Genomic DNA, 23,267 nt, shown 5'->3' on the forward strand with positions numbered 1-23,267 from the left:
GTGTTCGTGGCGGCGGTGTTGCGCCACGATGCGATGCCCGCTCTCATGGACCTGCTGGCGACAATGAACGCCGCACCCGGCCAGGCCGACCCCGCCAACGATCTGGTGCCGTTCGGCCGGATCGCACAACTTCATGTCGCGCGCTTCGTGGTGCTCGAGGACCCCTCGCTGCCCGACCGCCTGATCGCCCCCACGCTGCCCGTCCACGAACCCACCCGGCTGGCGTTCATCGCCGACTTCGATGGCGATGCGGACACCCTCCTCGCCGACCTCGTCACTACCGCCCCGGCGGGTCTGCGCCGCATCTTCGGCCATTGCTGCGATTTCGACGGCGATGGCGACCTGCTGCAATGGCTGCAGGCGCATCGCATCCGCTCCGCCGCCACGTACGTCAACTGGCGCGGCCGGAGCGCTCGGCAGGTGCGGGAGGAAGCCGCCCTACACCACGCCCTGCGGAGCGCACGCATCGCCCACTCCCAGATGTCGCCCGAACACCTGCTGCCTATCCTGCGCGCAGCGGGGGCCGCCGTGCCGCTCAGCCCCCTGGCGCGGCCGTCGATCGGCTGGCGCCTGCGCGAAGCCGCGCACTTCCTGTCGTTGCCTGCCCTCGCGCTGCTGCTGGCGCCGCTCCTCCTGCCGCTGCTGCCCTTCCTCGTCGTGCTGCTGCGTTGGCGCGAACGCCGCGATCCGGTCATCGCGCCAAGGCCTTCGCGCGCGCGCAACCGCATGCTGTCCGCCATCGAGGACCACGACATCGCCAACCAGTACAGCGCCATCGGATCGCTCAAGCCGGGACTGTTCCGGCGCTGGTTGACGGTGGCGATCCTGTGGGTGATCGGCTGGGGCGGACGGCATGTCTACCGCAAGGGCCGTCTCGCTCGGGTCAACACGATCCACTTCGCCTCGTGGACCTTCCTCGACGATCGGCGCCGCGTCTTCTTCGCCAGCAACTACGACGGCAGCCGCGAGGCCTACAACGACGACTTCATCAACAAGGTCGCCTTCGGGCTCAACCTCTCGTTCTCCAACGGCCTGGGCTACCCGCGCACACGATGGCTGATTGTGGGCGGGGCGCGCCACGAGCAGGATTTCAAACGCTACCTGTTCCACCACCAGATCCCCACGCAAGTCTGGTACAAGGCCATGCCCGGCCTGAGCACTTACGACATGGCCCGCAACGCCCGCATCCGCCGCGGGTTCGACGACCCGCCTGCGGGCGCGGCGCTGCGCCGCTGGATTGCCGAGATATGACCGGGGCCGCTGCCGAGATCGACGATATCCAGGCCCTCGTCGACCGCGGGTTCGGGTCCCTGCGAGCGGCACGCTACGTGCTGCTGAGGATCGTCGACCCCGCGCCCGCCCGGGCGTGGCTGCGGCAATGGAACGTGACGTCGCTGGGCGCCGCCCGCTCGCAACGGCTGCCGCGCGTCGAGCAGGTCGCGTTCACTGCCGCGGGACTGCGCGCACTGGACTTCGACCTCGACGCCGCCCCCGGTTTCGCCCCGGAATTCCTCGACGGCATGGCCGGGGACGAACGCCGCTCGCACCGGCTGGGCGACGAAGGCGAGAGCGCACCGCAGCTTTGGGACTGGGGCGCCGGGACGCGCGAGCCGCATGTCCTGCTGGTCCTCCTGGCGGCGGACGATGCGATCGAGGCCATGGAGGCCGATCTCCTTTCCGCCCTGCCCGCCTCCGGCTGCGCGCTGCTCGCCGTCAATCGCAGCAATGGGCATGTCGGCCACGAACCGTTCGGCTTCGTCGACGGCGTTTCGCAACCTGCGCTCGACTGGGAGGGGACGCTGCGGCCGGGCGGCGCGCGCGATCGCATCTATCGCAACCGGCTGGCGATGGGCGAAGTCCTGCTGGGCTATCCCAACGAGTACGGCTTCGTCACCGACCATCCGGTGGCCGGCGAGGTCGGGCGCAACGGCAGCTACCTCGTCTACCGCCAGCTCGAGCAGGACGTGCGCGGCTTCTGGCAATGGCTGGCGCAAGTCGCGGGGCCGCAAGGTGCGACGGCGCTGGCGGAAAGCATGGTCGGGCGCACGATCGACGGCGCCCCGCTCGCGGGACTGCCGGCCTTGCAAGTCGAAGGGACGCAGGCCCCGGACAACGCCTTCACGTTCGCCAGCGATCCCGACGGCATGGTCTGCCCGGTCGGTGCTCATGTCCGGCGCGCGAACCCACGCAGCAGCGACGATCCGCAAGGACGACGCGGCTTCGTGCGCGACCTGTTGTCCTCGCTCGGCTTCAAGGGCACCGCGATGCACGATGCGGTCGCCGCCGCCCGCTTCCACCGCATCGTCCGGCGCGGCCGCCCCTACGGCCCCGTGGTCACGCCCGCCGAAGCGATGGCGCCCGCTTCCGCAAGCCCGGTCGAACCGGCTGGCCTGCACTTCATCTGCCTCAACGCGAATCTCGCCCGCCAGTTCGAATTCGTGCAGGGGGCCTGGATCGCCAGCCCCGCTTTCGCCGGCCTCAGCGGCGAGGCGGACCCGCTGCTGGGCCATCGCAGGCCGGCGGGCGGCGGCATCGCAACGGACGCATTCAGCCACGTCGACACCGCAGGGTGCCCGCGACTTCTGAGCGGCGTGCCCCGTTTCGTCACCGTCAGGGGCGGCGCCTACTTCTTCCTCCCGGGGATGAAGGGACTAGAGGTAATTCTGCGCGGTTGAAGCGGAGTTGACGCTGGTTCGTCATTTTCGACCCGGCACGGCCCCGCACTCAAGGAAACCGCTCGTCCCCCGTCGGCTCGACGTGGGTTTCGCCGTTCATGGCCTGGCGATAGCGCGACATCTCGTAGTACATGCGCCGCCGCGCCCGGTTCTGGTTGCCGAGCGGGCGGTGGTCGGCAAGGCAGTGCCAAGGATTGATGGTGAGCCGCCGGGCAAAGGCGAACTGCTCGGGCGACTGGAATTCCTGCTGCGGGATGGTGAGGATCGCGACAGGGATGCGCGGCGAAAGGCGCGGGTCCCAAAGTACGCCGTTCTGCTCGATCGGCTGCCGGAACGGATCGCGCTGGAGGATCACGCGCATCTCGAAGCGGGCTTCCCCGGCGCGCAGCGTCTCCGCGAGGTTGTCGCGGATGTAGTTGTCGGGCGGGCGCCGTGGCAGGCGGGGAATACGCGTCGATACCGCGGTCAGCGGGTGGAAGCTGTACTGCATCGCCTGCCCCGGCCCCAGCAGGTACGGCACGCAGCTGAAGTATTCGTTCGCCAGCGGATTGGCCAGCGTGCGGTTCCACAGCGCCTGCATCAGGAAATCGCGGATGTGGGTGCGCTTCGGGTTCAGGAAATACCAGACCGGCAGGTGCCGCCGGCTCCAGTACTGGAGAAAGGCGTTCTCGCGCGTCGTCGGCGTGACGAACGTGACGGTGGTGACGGCGGTGAAGTCCTGCGTATGGTGTTCGTCATCCATCAGCTTGGGACCGGGGACGTCCATGACCTTGAGCCCGATGCTGCCGAAGCCGACGTCGAGGATGTCCGGCTCCACATGCGGCCCGGGATTGGAGAAGCGCACCCAGGCGGGATAGCTGCGCTCCTCGCCGAAGATGCCGCGGCGCAGATGCTCGGGCAGGCCGGGCAGGACGGTCAACTCGCCACGAACGAGGCCGTGGGTCTTGGTATTGCCGGCACGCTCGTAGTTTCCCGGCGTGAAGTCGATGTCGAGCTGGCGCTTCATTTCCGCGACCATGGTATCCAGGCTCTGGTCCTCGTCGGGCCAGAAGCGCTCCTCGCCAAGCGGGGGCACGTCGCGGCTGCGGGTGAGGTCGATCGTCCAATTGACCAGGCGCGTCAGCGGCCAGCGCAGCACCGCATCAAGCGTGGGGCGCACGAAGGGATCGATCCGGCGCTCGGCATGGAGGCCGAATTCCAGCAGGCGGTGGAGCGGCGTGAGCATCGGTCAATCCTTCCCCTTGGCGCCATCCGCCAGGATGTCGGCAGCCAGCTTCTCCGCGGCGAGATAGATCGCGGCGACCAGGAATAGCCCCGGGATGCGCGGGAAGATCGAGGCGTCGACCACCCGCAGCCCGGCGACGCCATGGACCCGCCCCTGAGGATCGAGCACCGGGCCGATCGCCGCAGTGCCGCAGGCGTGGTGACCCCAGGCGTTCGAGCGTACCCATTGCCGCAGCGCCGCCCCCTGGAGATCGCGGCCGGGGACCTCCTCCTCGGCGATGGCACCGCATTCCACCAGCGGCCGCGTCATGTCGCGCGCCATGCCAAGGCCTTCGACCAGGGCGTCGAGATCGGCATCGCCGTTCTGCGCGAAGTTGCGCAGGCTGACGACCGGCCGGTCGCGCGGGTCTGCGGAGGCCAGGGACACCGACCCCGCGCGGTTCCCCGTCCGACCTTTCAGCACCACCCAGGAGAATCCGTCGTGGCCCGGCCAGACCTGGCGGGAATAGCCCGGATAATACCCCCGGAACCGACCGATCAGTCCCATCAGCACGAGGTCGGGATCGTCTCCTGTCGCCCGCGACGAGCGGCGCAGCGCCGTCAGCGCGGCGCCGTTGGAGACGTACATACCCCGGCGACGGCCCTGCCAGCGGCGGTAGAGCCCGTCGCCCACGGAGAAATCCGCCCCGCGCATCGAGGACCAGGCCCCGGCCATGCGGTTGACCAGCGAAATCTCGTAGCGGTCCTGCAGGTTGCGCCCGACCTCGGGCAGGACCGCGCGCGAAGCGATGCCGTGCGGAGCCATCCGCGCCGGATCGCCGATGCCTGACAGCATCAGGATCTGCGGCGTCGCGAAAGCCCCGGCAGCGACGATGACCTCGCACGTCGCCAGCGCCCGCATCGGCCTTCCCCCGTCGAGCGAGGGCACCGGCGAGGCGCGGTGCAAGTGGCGCCCCTTCAGCCAGTCCACCCCGGCGGCGCGGCCAGCCTCGTCGAAGATGATGCGCGTGGCCAGCGCGTCGGTCTGGATGTCGAGGCGGCCGGGATGGCGCGCGGCGACCGCGCGCAGCCTCTCGCGCGTGCCCGACCGTGCATGGCGGTCGGTCGAAAGCGGCAGGTAGCAAAGCTGCTCGCAGCCGCCCCGGCGCACGTCGTTGGGATCGCCCCAGTTCTGGAAGAACGCGCGCAGCCGCGCCCGCAGTCCCTTGCCCCGGCCCAGTTCGACGAGGGCCGAAAGGAACAGCGTCCGGATCATGCCGGCATCCGCGAGTGCCTGCAGCGGCATCGACTTCTCGACCGGGAGCCAACCGCGCCAGCCATGCCCCGTGGGATTGATCCCGAGGAACGCAAGGATGCGCCAAAGCGGCCGGTGCCGGCACTGTTCCACGCTGCGGCGGTGCCGGCGCATCGCCTTGGCCGACCAGCCCGCGTCGCCGGTGTGCCGCGCCAGCCAGTCCCAGTCCTCGTCCGGAGGCACCAGGAAGATCATCGCGTTGTGCGCGGTACAGCCCCCCAGCGCCCCGGCGCGCGGGTAGAGGATGTTGCCTTCGGCATCGGCCTTGTCGTCGGCGCGCGCTTCGTCCGGAGCATCGAAGTGCCGCACCGGCTGGTTCCAGCAGAACTGCGGGTCCTCCGTCGCGAGCGGGTGGAAGGCGGGGACCTCGTAGCTCGCCTCCTCCCCCGGATCGGGACCGGCCTCGAGCACGAGCACCCGCATCCCCGCTTCCGCAAGCCGCGCCGCCACAGTGCCGCCACCCGCGCCCGAGCCTATCACCACGTAATCGTAGGTGGCCTCGATCATGTCCCTAAAGCGACTTGAGGTAGGCGATCAGGGCCCGCTTTTCTCCGTCGCTCAGGACCGGCTCGCGGCCGACGAACGCCTTTTCGTCGGTCGTCAGGCCGCGCGGGTCGTTGAACAGCGCGCTACCGAAATAGTGGCCGCGATTGACAACGAAGTCCGGGCACTTGTTGAGCGCCATCAGCGGCCCACGCAAGTTCGCGAAATGCTCGCGCAGGGCCGCGTCGTCCGCTCCCTTGGGGACCGAAAGAAGCGAGACCTTGAGCTTCGCCAGCAGCACCAGGACGTCGCCATAGTGCCGCGCGATCTCGACCGGGGAGCGGTTCTCCGCCAGCGGCTGCAGCGAGGCGAGGAGGTTGACCGGCATTCCGGCGGGGATCGGGCCGACCTCGATGTCGCCGTTGCGGTTGGTCAACTGGGCCAGCGCCTTCTGCGCCCGCTCGTCCAGCTTGCCCGGCAGCTTGGGTACGAAGCTGGCCGGGATGAACAGGTAGCTGCGCGTGGTGGTGCGATCGATCACCCCCCCGGCATTGGGCAGGCCGGCATCGCGCGGCCGCTTCTCGGGCCAGAGCATCGCCTCGATTGAGGCATCGAACATCGCCATACGCCCGCCGACCGAGGGATCGCCATTGAACGGCCCGACCGAATTGTTGAGCAGGTAGGGCGCCGTCGACCACAGCGAGACCAGCGAAGGCACCCGCGTATAGCCGCGACCTCCCGCCGGCATGCGACGGGCCAGCGGTACGCCCGAGAACGGGTCCTGGTAGCTCGAACTGCCGACCGAGGGGAGCGCCTTGTACGAGCTGGAGGAGAAGTCGTTCCAGATGTTGCCTGCCAGCGCATTGGTCGCCAGCGGACTGCACAGGTTGGTGCGCAGCAAGGTGACCGGGATACGCGCGTCGCTGCTGAAGTAGTTGCCCTGCGCAAAATCCGGCCGCGCGGCGAGCGCCTTCATCTTCTGGCGGAAGTCGTCGGTCTGGGTCCAGCCCCACCACGCCTTGAAGCGCGTCAGATAGCCCGGTCCGGCGCTGTTCGCGAGGCTGGCGGCGGCCGGCGCCTGCGGCTGCTTGCTCGAATGGCAGCGCGCGCAAGTCACCGCGAAGACATCGCGCCCCTTCGCGACCTCGCCGTCGGTGCCGAGGAAGGCCCTGCCGCCCGGCGCATCCGCCAACCGATCGGGCCGCGCCGCCTTGAGGAAGAACAGCGCGGTGTCGAGCGTGCCCTTCTCCGTCGCCCGCCAGTAGGCCGAGTTCTTGCGTGCCACGGCGATGCGCATCGGCGTGATTGGCTTGCCGCCGACGACCGGATTGAAGTGGGTGAGCCATTCCTCGCTGTAGAGGCCGATGTTGAGGTAGACCCGGTTCAGCGCCCCCAGCGCGCCCACCGAATCCGACCCGTCCTTGAGCACGCGCGGCGTCCAGACCTGGTCGGGGGCCTCGAAATATTGCGCCAGCGGGCCAGAGGCGGCGAACATGTTGAACTGCATGTTGTCGCGTTCGCCGCCCGCAAGCGTCTCGTGGCCGATCTGGCGGGCTGCCGCCAGCCGGTCGCCCAAGCTGTAGACCGCGTTCATGGTGCGCGGGTTGTTGATGTTGTCGGTCGAGACCAGCGAGGTGTCCATCGCGCCCGGTCGGTAGGTCTTGACCAGCTGGTACATGTAGTTGCGCTCGTCCGGCTTCCAGAAGAACAGCCGATCCACCCACATGTATTGCGCGCCGACGGTGGAATTGAGATCGGCGAAAGTCGGGTTCTCGGGGTCCTTGGGCGGATGTACCGGGCTCGGGCCGACATGGCAGAAGCCGCAGCTCATGCCTACGCGATAGGGCCGGACCAGCTTCGGGTCCGTGTAGTAGCGCGGATCGGTGTAATAGCGCACGGCGTTCCAGCGCGCCTTCGCCTTGTCGTCGAAATCGGGATTGGGGAACAATCGCAGGCCCAGGATGCCGCTCGGCTCCCCGTAGAACGAGCCCACCGGCACCGTCTTGCCACGCGCGCCGATAGCCACGCCGGGATATTTGCCGGCATCGGCGAAGGGATCGGGCGGGCAGGAGGGATCGCGCTCGTCGCGCCACAGGCCGTAGCCGTCTGCCTTGCGCGGCGCCGAGAAGCACGGCTCGTTGACCAGCCCGAGCTGATACCAGCGGTTGCCGCGCCGGTTGGGCCCGCGCGGATCGGGCGCGACGATCTTGAGCAGGTCGAAGCCGCCCAGGGTCGGCTTACTCATGGTGTCCCAGAAGCGGTCGTTGCCTCCGGACCACACCAGCCACATGTTGCGCCCCCGCGCTTCGGCCGGGGTGAGCCGCACGCCGTTGTCCATGTCCTTGAAATAGTCTTCGCCGGCCTGGGTGAAATGGTCGTCGGAAAGCCCGGCCTGGACAGCCTCGTCCTTCTCCCCGTTCGCGCTGCCGCACGCCGCGACCGCGAGGAACGCGAACCCCGCGGCCATGCCTCTCCCAAGCGTCATGACATCCTCCCTGGGCCGGGTACACGGCCGGCCGCAACCTCCCGAAAACAAGCTGTTATGGTTTTGGCGACGCTACCCCGAGGGTTATATTCGCTGCTCTCGTCGAGGCGGTTCAATAGAACGAAATTTCCCGACAAAGGTCAAGCAAGATCGAAAATCGTTGACTTCACACGACCTGTCATGCCTCTCTCGATCCAAGTAAAGCACATAACTTACTTGGAGTCTTGTTTACCTTGTCTCGACGCACGGGAGAACGCTCCGGTGACACTATTTTTAATCGAATCCGGGCTTGCCCATGTTCCCGCATCTTGTGACTATCGCCCTCTATTCGCAGACGGAATCGCCAGGGTTCCGCGGATGAACGCATAGCTGTGACGAACCGGTAGCAGCCGGGCGTCGAAACACCGCCTTCGTGTCGCACGGAATGAACTGTCCTTTTCCGGGAGAGTGAAAGTGTCGGTGCAACCGTTTTCGATCCGTGCAAGATCGCCCGCCGAGCCGCTCGGGGTCGGGGCCTGAACCGATGCTGGAGGGGATCACCCGGGCACCGGCGACGAGAACCGTCGCACTCGTGCTGTCGACGTGCCTTGCCGTCGCGCTGGTGTTCGGATTGCTCTTCGTCCAGGCCCGCGCCGACCTGTCCGTCCGGCGTCAGCAGGCGGACTTCGGCGCGGTGCAGCGGATCGCGCACCAGCTTCACGACCTGGGCGACGTCGTCACCGAGCGGGTTTCCGCCGAAGGCCGGCAGGATATCGCCGAGAGCGCGACCGAGCGGTTCCAGATCGAAGTCGCCACCCCCGCCACAGATCCCGCCCCCGCCGCCGGAAGCTGGTGCGAAAGCCGGCCCGGGCAGGATACCGAGTTGCGCCTCGTCGCCGAGGGCACCCAGGCCCGCGACCGCAAGCTGCGGCTGATGGCCGCGGGGCAGGGGCCGCCGCCGCTGTGCGCTCGCGCCTCCTTCGGCTCGATCCTCGGCGACAAGGCCAACGACGACATCCCCCGCGACCTGGCGATAGAGGATGCGGACGGCACCGTGCTCATGGTCCTGCGCGGCGACGGCGACTGGCCGGACAAGCCGGTCGCCGCCGCCCTGGTCGGCCAGGGGGCGGACGACGGCAAGGACGGAACGGCATCGAAGCTGGCCGAGGCCACGCGGCGCGACGGGGCGATCCCGATCCTGTTCGCCGGCAGCGAACGGCTGCTCTACACCTGGCCGCTCGACCTCGGCCGGCCCGTCGTCATCACCCGCGAGGGCCAGCCCGACGTGGTCTGCCTGCCGCGCCAGTGCCGCATCGACGCGCTGGGCGAGGCGCCCGGCCTCAATGCCGCGCTCGGCAGCCTGAGCCCTTTCACCAAGGCGGTGTTCGGCTTCGCGGTCGTGCTGCTGCTGCTGCTCATCCCGCTCATCAAGCTGGCCTCGATCGATCCCAACGGGTCGCTGAGCTGGATCGACGTGATCGGCATCATGGCTGCCCTCCCGCTCGTCGTGGCGACGCTGGTGACCGCGTGCATGGTCGTGCTGGCGTGGACCGACCTGCGGCGCGAGAACGACCTGATGGCGCGCTCGCTCGCGGTCGCGATGGCGCAGGACCTCGACCGGGAGGTGAACGACAGCCTGACCGAACTGCAGAGCCATGCCGACGAACTGCGGCCCGGCCGCCCTGCGGTAGACCCCGCGCTCCAGCCCGCCTTGCGCGAGCCGCGCCCGCTACCGTTGCTGGTCGCGCAATTGCGCGGTCTGTCCGACGGCAGACTGCTGGATTCGGTGGGCGGCACATACCATCCCCCGCAGGCCGACATCAGCAAGCGCCGCTACTTCGTGCGCCTGCGTAGCGGCGACACTTTGCCGTGCAGCCCCAAGCCGGCGCCCGGCACCACACAGGCGAAGCCCCGCGCGCCGACGTGCAGGCCCGGCTGGGTCTACGTCATCGACCAGGTGTCCGCCGCCAACAACGGCAATTCGCGCATGGTCGCTCTGCTCGCCGACCCGCTTTCGCGCGGCGGCTTCCTGATGGCAGGCAAGCCTCTGGCCGCGGCGCTCGACGTGCCGATGCCCGCCGACTTCGGGTTCTCGGTGCTCGACCCTTCGAGCCTGGAAGTGCTGCACCACTCCGACCCGGCGCGCGAGCACAGCGAGAGCTTCGACCAGCAACTGGACACGAAGGCCGAACTGCAGCGCTCCGCCAAGGCCCTGGCCGCGCGCTGCGACGCGGCCTCCGCGAATGCCGAGACACCCGCGCCGGACCTTGCCTTCGGCGCCCTGTACGGCGGCCGCAAGGTGCGCATGACCTTCGCCGCCTCTTGCTCGCCGCGCTGGCTGGTCGCCGTCTGGTACGACCAGACCCGGGTGGAGAACTTCGCTCTGGAGCCCGCCTACCTTGCCGGGACGATGATGCTCGTCGTCGGCATCCTTCTCGCCGTCGCGATGACGCTGGGCGCGATGATCGACCGCGACGCGCTGGTCCGGCGGCTTTGGCCCGATCCCGACCCGGCCCTCGATCCCGCCCGGCGGCAGTGGCTGGACCGGACCTTGCTGCCCCATGTCCTGATCGCGGTAGCGATGCTGGGCGGCATCTTCCTCGCCTCGGGCGACGGGCTGATGCTGCATGGGCTGCTCGGCAGCTTCGTGCTGACGATGCTGTTCGCCAAGCCCCGCGCCGACGGGACCTGGCAGGCCGGCATGGGGTTCCTCGCCGCCGCCGCCCTCGCCGGCTTCGTTGCGGTAGCCTGCGCCGCGATCCTGTCCCTCGCCTCGATCCACGAGCCGCCGTGGCGGATCGCGCTCTACGTGCTGGTGGTCATCGCCATCGGCGCGCTGGCCACCGACGGCTGGCGCCAGCGGCACTACCTGCACGCGCTGCTGGGGCGGTCGACGGGCGAGGCGGCCGACGCCCCCCTGCGCGCCCAGCCTTCCGTCGCACACAGGTTGCGGCGGGTGCTGCGGCTCCAGGGGATCACGCTCTACCTGCTGGCCGTGATCCCGCCGATCGCCGCCTACTACGCCGGCTCGGGCGTGATCCGCGCCAACCGGGCGCCGCAGAACATGCTGCGCCTGCTCGACGCCCGGGAGACGGGCGGCAAGGCCATCGAGGCACTGCAGCGCAGCCTCTACCCTTGCCCCGGCAGGCTGCCCACGGCGACGGCGGTAACGCCCAATCCGGACGAGAACCTGTGCCCGCACCGTCCCCCGCGCTTCTCGCCGCACCTCCTCGTCGAACGGGTGCTGCTGGAGCACTACCGCAGCGATCGGGGGGCGCTGTCCACGCTCGCGGCCCCGATCCTATACTTGTGGAGCCCGCGCCAGCAGGTGGCCGCAAGACCTCCCGCGGACCCCGATGCCGAGGCCGAAGCGGTGATGGCGGACGTGCGCGCGGCGAGCGAGCGGACCGGGGTGCGGATTGAGTCCAGGCTGCCAGGAAGCTGGCCGATCTTCCTCGGCGACGTCCTGTTCGTCCTCGGCGCGGCGATGGCGGCACTCTATGCCGTCTACCGCCTGCTGCTGTTGCTCGCGCACAGTCTGTTCGGACTCCAGCATTTCGCCTTCCGCGCACTGCATCCGCCGCATTCGCCCAGCGAGATCCGCCGGATGTGGACGCGCCCATCGGCCACGGAGCCGATCAAGGCGGTCTTCATCGACTACCCCCACCGGCAGTTCAAGACGCTGCAGACCGACCTCGCCAAGGACCGCGGCTTCGAGATGTTCGACCTCGCCATCGAGCGCGATCGGCTGGGCGACAAGACGATGGCCCTGCTCACCGTCAAGTCGTGGATCGTGACCGGCTTCGAAAGCATCGTGGCCAACCGCGAGTTGCGTCTCAAGACGCTGGGCCTGCTGGAACAGCTCGCCGCCCGGCCCGAGGCGAACATCTACTTCTTCGCGCAGACCCTGCCGCTGGTCCGCCTGCGCCAGACGCGTGAGCGCGAGAAGCGCGAGGCCGAGGCGGCCGGCATCGCGGGCATCATGAACGAGAGCGAATCCTACCGGTGGGCCGAGCTGTTCTCGGAGTTCATCACGTATACCTGGAACGAGCCGACCGCGGCAGCAGTGCAAGGCAAGGGCCGGTGCACGGCGCCCCCGGCCGAAACGCAACCCGCCCGGGCCGACGGATCGACGGTGGCGCAAGTCCCGGCAGCCCCGGCAGGAGTGGTCTCCGAGACCGAGACCCTGGCGCCGATCGACGGCAACCTCGCCCGCCTCCTCGAACAGGTCGGCTCTGCGGAAGTGACGGCCGACGTCGATCGCTGGGCGCGCGCCAATCCCGGGGTCGCCAAAGTGGTGGCGGACGAGATGATCCGCATCCCCTCCGACCGCATCCAGGAACAGATCAAGTCTTTCAGCATCACGGCCGACGAAAAGCCGCCCGAGGACCTCTCCTGCGTCTACGTCGAGCAGGTCCACGAATACATGGCCAACTTCCTGGGTGACTTCTACCAGGGCCAATGGGTGCGCTGCTCCAAGGAGGAGCATTTGGTCATGTACCACCTCGCCCACGACAAATTCGTCAACACCAGCAACTTCTCGGTCATCAACGGCCTGCTGGCCCGGCGGCTGGTGCGGACCGACCCGAACTTCCGGCTGATGAACGAGAGCTTCGGGCACTGGGTCCGCACGCTGGAGCACCCGGAATGGTTCGACCAGTTCCGCCTCCAGGCCGAGGCCGGGGGGACCTGGAGCCTGCTGCGCCTGCCGCTGCTGCTGTTGGTCGCCGCCGGCTCGCTGCTCATCACCTACCTCAACCACGATTCGTCCGCGTCGATCCTCACCCTGCTGCCCGGCGCGGCCGCCACCATGCCCCTGCTCCTGTCGCGCTTCGGCGGGCGGCAGCCGGTCCCTGCATAGGAGAATGCCATGACCAAGAAGGCAATCGAAGGCCCCGTCTGGATCGCAGCAAAGGCTGTCGAGGGCACCATTCCCGCGGCCGAGTTCGTCCGCCAGTATGCAGGGCAGGCCGACCACGCCCTGAGCCACTACCTGCTCACCGGCGACGCGACCCTGATCGCCAGCCGTCGGCCGATCCCGGGCAATGCCCCCGTCGACCTGCTCCTGTTGACCACCGGCGATACGGAAGCAAATCCCGGCCAACGCAAGGTGCTCGACGAACTCGACGCCTTCCTGACAGCGTGGAACAAGGACCCCGCCACGCCGCTGCCCTCGTTCCTCGCCCAGGTGGAAGGCAGCCCCGACCGTTTCACCCCGGGCAGCCGGCCTGCGCCCATCGCCCCGCGCGCAGCGACGCCGGCGATCTCGCCCTGGCCACCCTACCGCGATCCCGGCGCCTTCAGCGGCTCGCCCGAGCAACTGCGCGCGCTGGCCCCGCACGTCATCAACTTGCGCAAGGGCCGGCTTTCGGACGACGGCCTCGCCACCACTTCCGAGGACGACCTCGACGACATCGTCGAGACCATCGCCGCCAGGTGCGAGGAGGGCGGCTACAAGCTCATGCTCTATGCCCACGGCGGGCTGACCGAGGAGAAGTACGGCCTGGCGATGGCCTGGGCCTACCACCGCTGGTGGCTGGCCCACGGCATCTATCCGGTGTTCTTCGTGTGGGAGACCGGCGGCCTTGAAACCTTCTGGCAGATCCTCGACGGCGACCAGCGGCGCGGCCGGGCGATCTCGCGCGACATCTGGGACCACACCACCGACCTCGTCGTCGAAACCCTCGGCCGCCGGGTCGGCACCCTGCTGTGGCAGGCCATGAAGGACAGCGCCCGGCAAGCCAGCGAGCCCGGCGGCGGCGCCCGGCTGTTCGCCGACAAGCTCGCCGCGAAGTGGACCGACCGCTCCGAGATCTTCGCCGTCGGCCACAGTGCCGGCTCGATCTTCCATGCCCATCTTCTGCCGCTCCTCTGCGGCCACAATCTCGGCGTGGAACAAATGCACTTCCTTGCCCCCGCCGTTACCAATGCCCTCTTCGCCGCGCAGCTCCTGCCGCTGATAGGCAAGGGGATCGACGAAGCCACGATCTTCGCCCTCTCGCGCGAGGCGGAGCGCGCCGACAACTGTGCCGGGGCCTACCGCAAGTCGCTGCTCTACCTCGTCTCGCGGGCGTTCGAGGGCGAGAAGGGCACCGCAATCCTGGGCATGGAGGATTTCCAGCGCACCACCGAAGTGCGCAGGGCCTTCGGCAATCGCATCGTCCTGGCGCCTACCCAGCCTTCCGCCCCGGCCGACGCGGCATCCACCTCGCGCAGCCACGGCGGGTTCGACAACGATGCGCCGACCATGGAAAGCGTGCTGCGGCGGATGCTCCGGCTTCCCCCCGCACTGCCCGTCGTCCCCGCCTTCCCTGCCGGCGAGCCACGCCTGGCCCGTGCCATCTCGGAGCCGAACTACTACGGCGTACCGCAGGACCTGTTCCGGCAGGGCGCCGTCTTCCAGCCCGAACCCGCGCCTGCCCCGGCAGCCGAGGTCCCGGTCGCCGCAGCCCAAGTTCCCGGCGGCACCGTCCGCCTCGGCGCGCAGAAGATCGCGCTGTGCATCGGCAACAATGCCTTCCCGGACGGCATGGAACTGTACGGCTGCATCAACGATGCGCAGACCTGGGCCGAGACGTTCCGCGGCCAGGGCTTCGACCCCCAAATCGTCACCGATGCCCGCGCCCAGGAGATCCGCGACGCCATCCGCAATACCCTCCAGCGCAGCCGAGCCGGCGACAGCGTGGTGATCCACATCTCCTCGCACGGGTCACAGATCCTCGACGTCGACGGCGACGAAATGGCCGACAACCAGTTCGCCGACACCAAGGACGAAGCCCTCGTCGCAATCGACTGGCGCGAAGGCGGCCTCATCGTCGACGACGAATGGCCGGTGCTGCTCACCGCGCCTCCCGGCGTGAAGCTGATCCGCTTCCACGACTTCTGCCATTCCGGCCGCTCCAGTCGCATGGCCCTCGCCGAGCCGACGCGGATGCGCCGCCGCAGCGTGTCCCTGCCCGACGAGATCGCGCGCAAGGCCTATGCCGCCGCTCCCATGCGTGCAGGCCCCGCGGCGCGGGCCGCAGCGTTCGGCGCGGAACTGCCGTACCTCACCTTCTGCGCCTGCCTGCCGCACGAATCGGCGATGGAGGACAATGGCTCGGGCCTGTTCACCCGCGCCGCCACGCGCGTGCTGCGCGGCCAAGGTGCGACCCTCAGCGCGCAGGACGCCTTCGCCGCGATCGCCAGGGAAATGCGCGACGATCCTCAGAAGCCGCTGCTCGAAGGCTCCGCCCTGTTCGCCGGGGCTCCCCTGTTCGGCGCGCCTTCGTGAGCAGCCCAGCCGCCCTCGTCACTGTCTCGCCGCGAGTGCTGCACGAGGTGCGCCAGCCCCCGGTCGCCGCGTCCGGGGGCCCTGGCGGCCGCGAGGCCGGCGACGCACTAGCGGCGGCGGAAAAGGCGCCGTCGCTGCGCGATTACCCGGCCATGCGATCGCTGCGGGTCTATGCTGCCGACACCTCGATCCGCAACCAGCGCGGCGGGATCGTCACCGTCACCCTGCCGTTCGAGCCGCTGCCCAAGCTTTCGGGGCGCACGGTGCTGCGCGGCGAGCGCTTCGCGGTCGTCTTTCCCGATGGCCCGGCCTGGGAGCCGCAGCGTGCGCAGTTCGACATGCGGCCCGACAGCCCTTCCGTCCTCGCCGACGCCGGCTATGCCCCCTCGCTGTCGGACCCGCGCTTCATCGTCCAGATGGTCTATGCCGTCGCTTCCGACCTCTACACCACGTTCCGGCGCGGACTCGGCCGCGAGATCGCGCTGGGCCTGCGCCCCATCGGGACGGACGCCGACGGTGCCGAGCAGTGGCAACTGTGCGAGCGCTTCGAACTCCATCCCTGGGCCACGGAGGAAGCGCAGGCCTGGTACGACCGCGACGAGGCGCGCATCGCCTTCGGCTACTTCAACGCCAAGCAGGACGCGGTGGGCTATGCGCCCGGAAGCCGGGTGTTCACCGCCCTTTCGCACGACGTGATCGTCCACGAGATGACCCATGCCCTGCTCGACGCGGTGAAGCCGCATTTCGTCACCCCCACCAGCCGCGACGTCCTGGCCTTCCACGAGGCCTTCGCCGACCTCATCGCGATCTTCCAGCGCTTTCGCTACAGCGACCTCGTCGCCGAGCAGATCCGCAGTTCGCGCGGCAATCTGGAATCGTTCGACATCCTCAGTTCACTGGCGAGGACTTTCGCCAAGACCTCGGGCATGGGCGACTCGCTGCGCCCGCTGTCGGGCGACCTGATGTACGACACGGTCGGCGAGGAACCGCACCAGTTGGGCAACGTCCTGGTCCAGGCGGTATACCGGGCCTTCCGCGTCGTCGCCAACCACCGCATCGGCCGCCTCATCGACATCGCCACCAGCGGCACCGGAATACTGCCCCCCGGCGCCCTCTCCGCTGCGCTGGCCGACGAGATCGCCCAGCGGGTGAGCAAGACCGCGCGCATCTTCCAGACCATGCTGATCCGCGCGCTCGATTATTGCCCGCCATTCGACATCACCTTCTTCACGTTCCTGCGCGCGGTGATCTCGGCCGACATCCGGCTCGTGCCGGTGGATGAGGACGGCATCCGGGACGCCTGGATGGAAGCCTTCCGCTATCACCGCATCTTCCCGACCGACGGCCTCTACTACGCCGAGGAGCAGATCGCCTGGGAGCATATCGCGGACGACGCAGGCCTGGCGATCCCCGCCCTGAGCTTTGCCGAGACCGTCTTCGCCGGCAATCCCGGCGACCTGCTGCCGCTGGAGACGGCGGTGCTGCAGGCGAGCGCCGTGGCCGCGGCGATCAACGCCTCCGAGGCATGGCAAGCCCATCTCGGCCTGCTCGTCCCGCGCGAGCCGGGTACCCGCACGACGACCGAGATCCTGGGCATCCGCAGCTTCGCGCGGCCCGGCCCCAACGGTCTGACCGAATTCGGAACCGTGGTGGAGATCGTCGGCCGCACGTTCGGAGGGCGGGATCGCAGCGGCTTCATGTCGAGCCAAGGGGCCTGCCTGATCTTCGGCAGCGAAGGCCGGCTGTCGTCCTGCGCCCCCCTCGCCCGGGACCGTGAGGCGCGCCGCAAGGACATCGAGCAATATTCGGTGAGCGGCCAGGGCGCGCGCAGTTGGTACAGGGACGACCGAAGTGTCTGGAACCTGCGCGAGAACATCTTCTCCTCGCTCTGCATCCGGTAGGTCCGGCGCCGTTCGGGAAGGTAGCGAGCCTACATCTGGGGAAGCGATTTACCCCCTATGCAATCGCCATTTCCCGGCGAAGGCAGGGGGAAGCACCCCAGGGCAGTTTACGCCGGCCGGCCAGCGCGGGTCGCGTGTTCGGCCTTACCCCGCCTTGCGCGAGGGCGCGGTGCCTTTCGCCTTCGCCCCTGCGGCTGCGCGCTTGCGCGGCGCGGGCGATGCCGGAGTCGGTTCGCGCAGTTCGGCCTGGCGGTCGCCCTGCAACACGCGCATCACCGAGATCGACCGCGCGCCCTGCTCGTAGAGACCGCAAATCCGCCACATCGCCTTGATCGCGGAGGACAGTTCCTGCTCGCCCTGGAACGTCGCGCCGAGCGTGCTGAGCAGCACCTCCTTGCGCACTTTGGCATAGCGGTCGGTCAGGTCCACGCCGCGCTCGGTCACCCGATAGGTGGTCTGGCGCAGGGGCCCGTCACCCTTCTCGATCAGTCCGGCCTTCTCCAGCTTGCGCAGTGCGTAGAGGATGTTGGAGCTGTCGTCCCGGTTGAGGTAGCGGCCGATGTCGGCCGCACTCTTGGGTTCCTCGTTCATGCGGATGAGCTGCAGCACCGAAACGTCGGGCTGGGCCAGGAACTCGCCACTCACGAATTCGTGCACCGCCGAGGACCAGCGCCCGAAGGCTTCGGAAATGTGATGAAGCGCGAATTCGAATTCGTGGAACTCGACTTCGGCCTCGTCCTGCGAAAGGTGCGACTGGAGCGGCAGGTTGCGCTCGTCCCCTTGATTGCCGCCGGCCATCGCTCTCGCCTTCCTTGATGTATTGTGCATTGCAAAATCGAATGAAAACCGGTCCCGGTTTAGGCCCAACCCCGCTGCAGTTCAATGACCGGGCGGCAAATAGCCCGGGCGATAAGCGCTTTGCTGTTGAGACTCGTTCCGGGACGCCCCGGCATTTTGCATAGCTTGCCTGTGGTATCGTTTACATCTATAGCCTCGTCTAACGCGTCGATGGCGATGCGGGCATTCTCCTCCCTCTGCCCGCAGTCGCCACGACGTCGAGCCTTCTCGGGTCGCACCGCAGATGGACAAACGAAACCCCGGGACCGCGTGCTCCCGGGGTTTCGATATTTGCAGCGTTGGCCTTTCCTGCGTCAGGCCAGACCCATGCGGCGGAAATCGGGGAGGGCATTGTCCCCACCACCGGCGAAGTCGTCGAAGGCATGTTCGGTCACGCGGATGATGTGCTGGTCGATGAAAGGCGCGCCTTCGGCCGCTCCGACTTGCGGATGCTTGAGCGCACATTCCCACTCGAGCACGGCCCAGCCGTCGAAATCGTACTGCGCCATCTTCGAGAAGATCGCCTTGAAGTCCACCTGCCCGTCGCCCAGCGAGCGGAAGCGGCCCGGCCGGTCGACCCAGCCCTGGTAGCCACCGTAGACGCCCGACTTCGGGGACATGCGGAACTCAGCGTCCTTGACGTGGAAGCACTTCACGCGTTCGTGGTAGATGTCGAGGAAGCCGAGGTAATCGAGCTGCTGCAGCACGAAATGGCTGGGATCATAGAGGATATTGGCGCGCGGGTGGTTGCCGGTCGCTTCCAGGAAGCGCTCGAAGGTGACGCCGTCGTGCAGGTCTTCGCCGGGGTGCAGTTCGAAGCCGACGTCGACGCCGCAGGCGTCGAACTGGTCGAGGATCGGCTGCCAGCGACGCGCCAATTCGGCAAAGGCTTCCTCCACCAGCCCGGCCGGGCGCTGCGGCCAGGCGTAGAAATACGGCCAAGCCAACGCACCGGAGAAGCTGGCATGGGCGGTCAGCCCCAGCCGTTCGCTGGCCCGCGCGGCAAGGCCCATCTGGTTCACCGCCCACTGCTGACGGCCCGCCGGATTGCCACGCAACTCGACGGGCGCGAAAGCATCGAATGCGGCATCGTAGGCCGGGTGAACGGCCACGAGCTGGCCTTGGATATGGGTCGACAGCTCGGTCAGCGCGAGGCCGTGCTGACCCAAAGTGCCGAGCACTTCGTCGCAGTAGTCCTGGCTGTCGGCGGCCTTTTCGAGGTCGAACAGGCGCGTGACGTTGCTGGGGATCTGCACACCTTTGTAGCCGAGGCCCGCCGCCCATTCCGCGATCGAATCGAGCGAATCGAACGGCGCTTCGTCACTCGCGAACTGGGCAAGGAAGATGCCCGGGCCCTTGATCGTCTTCATTGTGGCAACCCTTTCTCTCAAAATTCCACGTCATCCCGGGTTCGACCGGGGCGGCCGGCAAATTTTACCCTCATGCCGTCGTCCCGCTGCCGCAGGATGACGCAAGGCGAAGCATTCAAACCTCGAAATCGACCCAACCGCGCCCGTCGCGGCTGGCGACAACCGCGGTGGCGACCAGCGCCATGCCGCGAAGGCCCTCATCGACGCCGGGCACCAGCGAGCCCGCCTCGCCACGCAAGGTTCCCGCGAAATCGCGGTAGAGGTTGGCGAGCGCTTCCAGCAGCCCTTCGGGATGCCCGCCCGGCAGCCGCGTGCCGCGCATCGCGACGGGCGACAGACCGGCGTCCCCGGCGCGCACGACCTCCATGCCTCCGTCGGCGCGCAGCCATTCCAGGCGGTTGGGGTTCTCCTGGCTCCAGCGCAGGCCGCCCTTCTCGCCGTAGATGCGCAAGGCCAGGTCGTTGCCCTCGCCGGTCATCACCTGCGAGGCCATCAGCAGCCCCCGCGCACCGCCTTCGAAGCGCAGGAACATCTGGCAGTCGTCGTCTAGCGCGCGGCCCGGCACCACAGTCCCGAGGTCCGCGTTGATGCGCTCGACCCGCAGGCCGGTGACGAATTCGGCGAGGTGGAAGGCGTGGACGCCGATGTCGGCGATGCAACCGCCCTCACCCGAGCGCGCCGGATCGAGGCGCCATTCGGCCTGCTTGCCCTCTCCCGCCCCGGCGAGCCAGCCCTGGTTGTACTCGACCACGACCTTGCGTACCGCGCCGAGTGCCCCCGCGGCGATGCGCGCGCGCATCTCACGCACCAGCGGATAGCCGGAATACGTATAAGTCAGGCCATAAGGCACCGGATTCGTCGCGAGCAACCCGGCCAGTTCGCGCGCTTCGGTCAGCGTGGCGGTCATCGGCTTGTCGCTCATCACCGCGATGCCGGCGCGAATCGCGGCGCGCGCGGCGGGGAGGTGATGGAAGTTGGGCGTGGCGATGGTGACGAACTGGATGCCGTCCTCGCGCGCCGCCTCGGCCTGCAGCATGGCCTCGATGGAGGGATAGGCTCGCGCCGGGTCGATACCGTAGCCGTGCACGGCCTCTGTGCTGCGCTGCGCATCGCGGCTGAAGGCGCCTGCGACGAGCGCGATCTCGCCGTCCAGTTCGGCGGCGATTCGGTGGACCGGCCCGATGAAAGAGCCCGGACCGCCGCCGACGAGGCCCATGCGGATGCGATTGCCCATGGATTTCCTTCCCTTCTGCCCGGGCTGCGCGCCATTCCGCCAGTCCGAATGAAAACGATAACAGAGAAGCTTTAGACGGAAAACCGGGATTCGAGCAAGTCTTGACCCGCCACGTCTTGACAAGCCCCGAGGATTGAGGCTTTTTCAAAAAGAAAAGGTTTACATTGGCGGTGCGCCGACAACTCGGGGCCCCACCTCAAGCAGGATATCCCAAATGCTTTCGTTCGGCGTCGATCTCATCACATTCTTCCATCCCGGTTTCTGGGGGATGGCGAATGAAGAGGACGTCGTCGCTTACGGCAACGCCGAACCGCGTCCGTTCTGGGACCGGATGCTCGACACGCTGCAGGCCAGCGGCGTCACCGGCATCGAACTGACTTTCGCGCCCTTCGGCGCCGACGGCCTGATCGCTGCCTACGGCTCGCACGCGGCGGCCGGGGCCGAACTGGCCCGCCGTGGCCTCGCCATCGCCAGCGGCTTCTTCGCCGACATCGCCATCGAGGGCGGGATCGGTGACGCCGCAGTCGAGGCCCGCTGGCTTGCGAAGGGCGATGAACTGGCGAAGGCATTGGCCGGCTGGGGCGCCGAGGTGATGGTCATCGGCCTGCCGATGCGCACGAGCTGGGACGCAGAGCCGCCGGTCTTCGTCGACTTCGAACTGGCTCGCAAGGCAGCCGACTTCGCCAACCGTCTCGGCGCGCTGACGCTGCGCCATGGCGTGCGCCTGGCGCTGCACACCGAAGCCCACTCGATGTTCTGCCAACCGCGCGACATCGACCTGCTGCTGCTGCTGACCGACCCGGTATTCGTCGGCTTTTGCCCCGACAGTGCGCATATCCTGCTCTCGGGCGGCGACCCGGCGGCGATCGTCGCGCGCCATGCCGAGCGCGTCGTCATCGCCCACTGGAAGGACGCCACCGGCCCGATGCCGATCAACGTCCCCATAGACGGCGGCATCCACCATGCCCACCGCGCCTATTTCTGCGCGATCGGCGACGGCATGGTGGACTTCGACGCCTGGGTCGGGCTCCTGTCGGCCCGGACCATCCAGAAATGGGCCATCCTGGAGATCGACGCCGTGCCGGACCCGCTGACCGAGACCCGCAAGTCGCTGCAATTCGCCGGCGACGTGCTCGCCCGCCTCGCCCGCCTCGGCGTTCCCGCATGAGCGGCGGCGGGGTCCTTAGCTGGCGCGAGAAGCTCAGCTACGCGCTGGGCAACTTCGGCATCAACCTGCCGTTCGGCATGACCAACGCCTACCTGCTCTACTTCTACACCGACATCTACGGCGTCGGCGCCGGCACGGTCGCCTCGCTGTTCCTGATCGCCCGCTGCGTCGATGCGGTGTTCGACCCCCTGATGGGCCTGCTGATCGACCGCACCGACACGCGCTGGGGCAAGCACAGGCCGTTCCTGCTGTGGCTGGCGCTGCCCTTCGCGATCTGCGGCGCCATCGTGTTCTGGGCCCCGCCGCTGGAGGGCTGGCAGAAGATCGCCTTCATCTTCGCCAGCTACACGCTGATGGGCATCCTCTATTCGGCCGTCAGCCTGCCGCTGAACTCGATGCTGCCGACGCTCACCCGCGACCCGCGCCAGCGCAACACCATCAACGCCCTGCGCGAAGTGATCGGATCGTCCGCCACCGTAGGCATCGGTTATGCCGCGCTGCCACTCATCAAGGCGTTCAGCAACGGCGACGAGGCGCACGGTTTCCTCGTCCTCGCCGCGATTACCGGGGTCATCACCCTGGCCTGCATGCTCAACGCCTTCGCCAACACGCGCGAGCGGGTTGAAGTGGACGCCAGCGTCGCCCGGCTCACCACCGCGCAGTCGCTCAAGGCGACCCGCGGCAACCTGCCGTGGATCGCCACGATGCTGGTGAACTTTTTCTTCTGGGTCGGCTTCACCGGCCACATCCAGTCGTTCGTCTACTTCGCCGGGAACGTGCTGGGCGACGCTGCCTTCACGTCCACACTGATGCTGACGATGCTGGCAGTGCTGGTCGGCACGGCCTTCGCGGGGGTGTGCGCCAACGCCATCGGCAAGCGCATGACCGGCGCCATCGGTGCGATCGTGGCCACCGTTTTCACTGCGATCATGCCGCTGTCGGACGACCATGCCTGGCTGATCGCCACCAACGTCGTGGCCTACGTGGGGCAGGGACTGATCGGCGGCCTGCTGTTCTCGCTGATGGCGGACGCGGTGGACTATGGCGCCTGGCGCTCGGGCTTCCGGGCGCAGGGCTTCCTGTTCGCCGCCTCCAGCTTCGGCGTGAAGCTGGGCATGAGCGTGGGCGGTGCCGGCGGCGCCTGGTTCCTCAGCCTCGCCGCCTACGACGCCAAGGCGGCAGCCACGCCGCAAGTGATCACCGCGGTGATCGCCGGGCACGTCTGGCTGCCGGCCGCCAGCTATGCCGCGATGGGACTGTCGCTGCTGCTGTTCCGCTTCGCGCCCGCCTATGGGCGCGGCGAGGCGGCCACGGCAGCATGACGCCGGGGCTCGCAATTCCACT

Annotated in this window: 13 protein-coding genes; 7 read left to right on the forward strand and 6 right to left on the reverse strand. The window is 68.3% G+C overall.

Features of this window, described 5'->3' with window-relative positions; genetic code table 11:
- Window positions 1-6 precede the first annotated feature (6 nt).
- Together ACFFDA_RS03985 and ACFFDA_RS03990 are read left to right on the forward strand one after the other, a co-directional pair.
- Window positions 7-1,251 carry a hypothetical protein gene (locus ACFFDA_RS03985; protein WP_404476233.1) on the forward strand — a complete coding sequence of 415 codons (1,245 nt, stop codon included), beginning with the start codon at window positions 7-9 and terminating at the stop codon, window positions 1,249-1,251.
- The gene (locus ACFFDA_RS03990; RefSeq protein WP_404476234.1) at window positions 1,248-2,675 is read left to right on the forward strand and encodes a Dyp-type peroxidase; all 1,428 of its coding nucleotides are present in this window, start codon (window positions 1,248-1,250) and stop codon (window positions 2,673-2,675) included. The genes ACFFDA_RS03985 and ACFFDA_RS03990 overlap by 4 nt, the downstream gene beginning before the upstream one ends.
- A 49-nt stretch (window positions 2,676-2,724) precedes the next feature.
- Here ACFFDA_RS03990 and ACFFDA_RS03995 read toward each other — a convergent pair whose 3' ends face one another.
- Genes ACFFDA_RS03995 through ACFFDA_RS04005 form a run of 3 tightly spaced genes read right to left on the reverse strand, consistent with a single transcriptional unit; the run spans window position 2,725 to window position 8,161 of the window.
- Window positions 2,725-3,900: a hypothetical protein gene (locus tag ACFFDA_RS03995; protein ID WP_404476236.1), complete on the reverse strand. Its 1,176-nt coding sequence runs from the start codon at window positions 3,898-3,900 to the stop codon at window positions 2,725-2,727.
- A 3-nt stretch (window positions 3,901-3,903) separates the two neighbouring features.
- Complete coding sequence (locus tag ACFFDA_RS04000) at window positions 3,904-5,700, reverse strand: GMC family oxidoreductase (RefSeq protein WP_404476238.1); 1,797 nt, start codon at window positions 5,698-5,700, stop codon at window positions 3,904-3,906.
- 4 nt (window positions 5,701-5,704) lie between these two features.
- A complete protein-coding gene (locus tag ACFFDA_RS04005) occupies window positions 5,705-8,161 on the reverse strand; it encodes a hypothetical protein (RefSeq protein ID WP_404476239.1) in 2,457 nt (818 codons plus the stop codon).
- 523 nt (window positions 8,162-8,684) lie between these two features.
- On the opposite strand from ACFFDA_RS04005, the gene ACFFDA_RS04010 reads away from it, so the two are divergent.
- The 3 genes from ACFFDA_RS04010 to ACFFDA_RS04020 are packed head-to-tail and all read left to right on the forward strand — an operon-like array spanning window position 8,685 to window position 17,314.
- The gene (locus ACFFDA_RS04010; RefSeq protein WP_404476240.1) at window positions 8,685-13,001 is read left to right on the forward strand and encodes a hypothetical protein; all 4,317 of its coding nucleotides are present in this window, start codon (window positions 8,685-8,687) and stop codon (window positions 12,999-13,001) included.
- 9 nt (window positions 13,002-13,010) lie between these two features.
- Window positions 13,011-15,413, forward strand: a complete 2,403-nt coding sequence (locus ACFFDA_RS04015) for a caspase family protein (RefSeq protein ID WP_404476242.1) — start codon at window positions 13,011-13,013, stop codon at window positions 15,411-15,413.
- The gene (locus ACFFDA_RS04020) at window positions 15,410-17,314 is read left to right on the forward strand and encodes a hypothetical protein (RefSeq protein ID WP_404476244.1); all 1,905 of its coding nucleotides are present in this window, start codon (window positions 15,410-15,412) and stop codon (window positions 17,312-17,314) included. The genes ACFFDA_RS04015 and ACFFDA_RS04020 overlap by 4 nt, the downstream gene beginning before the upstream one ends.
- 144 nt (window positions 17,315-17,458) lie before the next feature.
- Here ACFFDA_RS04020 and ACFFDA_RS04025 read toward each other — a convergent pair whose 3' ends face one another.
- The 3 genes from ACFFDA_RS04025 to ACFFDA_RS04035 form a co-directional block, all read right to left on the reverse strand.
- Window positions 17,459-18,112, reverse strand: coding sequence for a winged helix DNA-binding protein (locus ACFFDA_RS04025; RefSeq protein WP_404476246.1), 654 nt, complete (start codon window positions 18,110-18,112; stop codon window positions 17,459-17,461).
- A 353-nt stretch (window positions 18,113-18,465) separates the two neighbouring features.
- A complete protein-coding gene (locus ACFFDA_RS04030) occupies window positions 18,466-19,521 on the reverse strand; it encodes a sugar phosphate isomerase/epimerase family protein (RefSeq protein ID WP_404476248.1) in 1,056 nt (351 codons plus the stop codon).
- Between the two features lie 115 nt (window positions 19,522-19,636).
- A complete protein-coding gene (locus tag ACFFDA_RS04035) occupies window positions 19,637-20,755 on the reverse strand; it encodes a Gfo/Idh/MocA family protein (RefSeq protein ID WP_404476251.1) in 1,119 nt (372 codons plus the stop codon).
- 214 nt (window positions 20,756-20,969) lie between these two features.
- On the opposite strand from ACFFDA_RS04035, the gene ACFFDA_RS04040 reads away from it, so the two are divergent.
- Both ACFFDA_RS04040 and ACFFDA_RS04045 read left to right on the forward strand, forming a co-directional pair.
- Window positions 20,970-21,923 carry a sugar phosphate isomerase/epimerase family protein gene (locus ACFFDA_RS04040; RefSeq protein WP_404476252.1) on the forward strand — a complete coding sequence of 318 codons (954 nt, stop codon included), beginning with the start codon at window positions 20,970-20,972 and terminating at the stop codon, window positions 21,921-21,923.
- The gene (locus tag ACFFDA_RS04045) at window positions 21,920-23,245 is read left to right on the forward strand and encodes an MFS transporter (protein WP_404476254.1); all 1,326 of its coding nucleotides are present in this window, start codon (window positions 21,920-21,922) and stop codon (window positions 23,243-23,245) included. Before ACFFDA_RS04040 ends, ACFFDA_RS04045 begins: the two co-directional genes overlap by 4 nt.
- Window positions 23,246-23,267 lie beyond the last annotated feature (22 nt).

This window comes from Novosphingobium sp. BL-52-GroH, assembly GCF_044813085.1.
Classification (GTDB): domain Bacteria; phylum Pseudomonadota; class Alphaproteobacteria; order Sphingomonadales; family Sphingomonadaceae; genus Novosphingobium.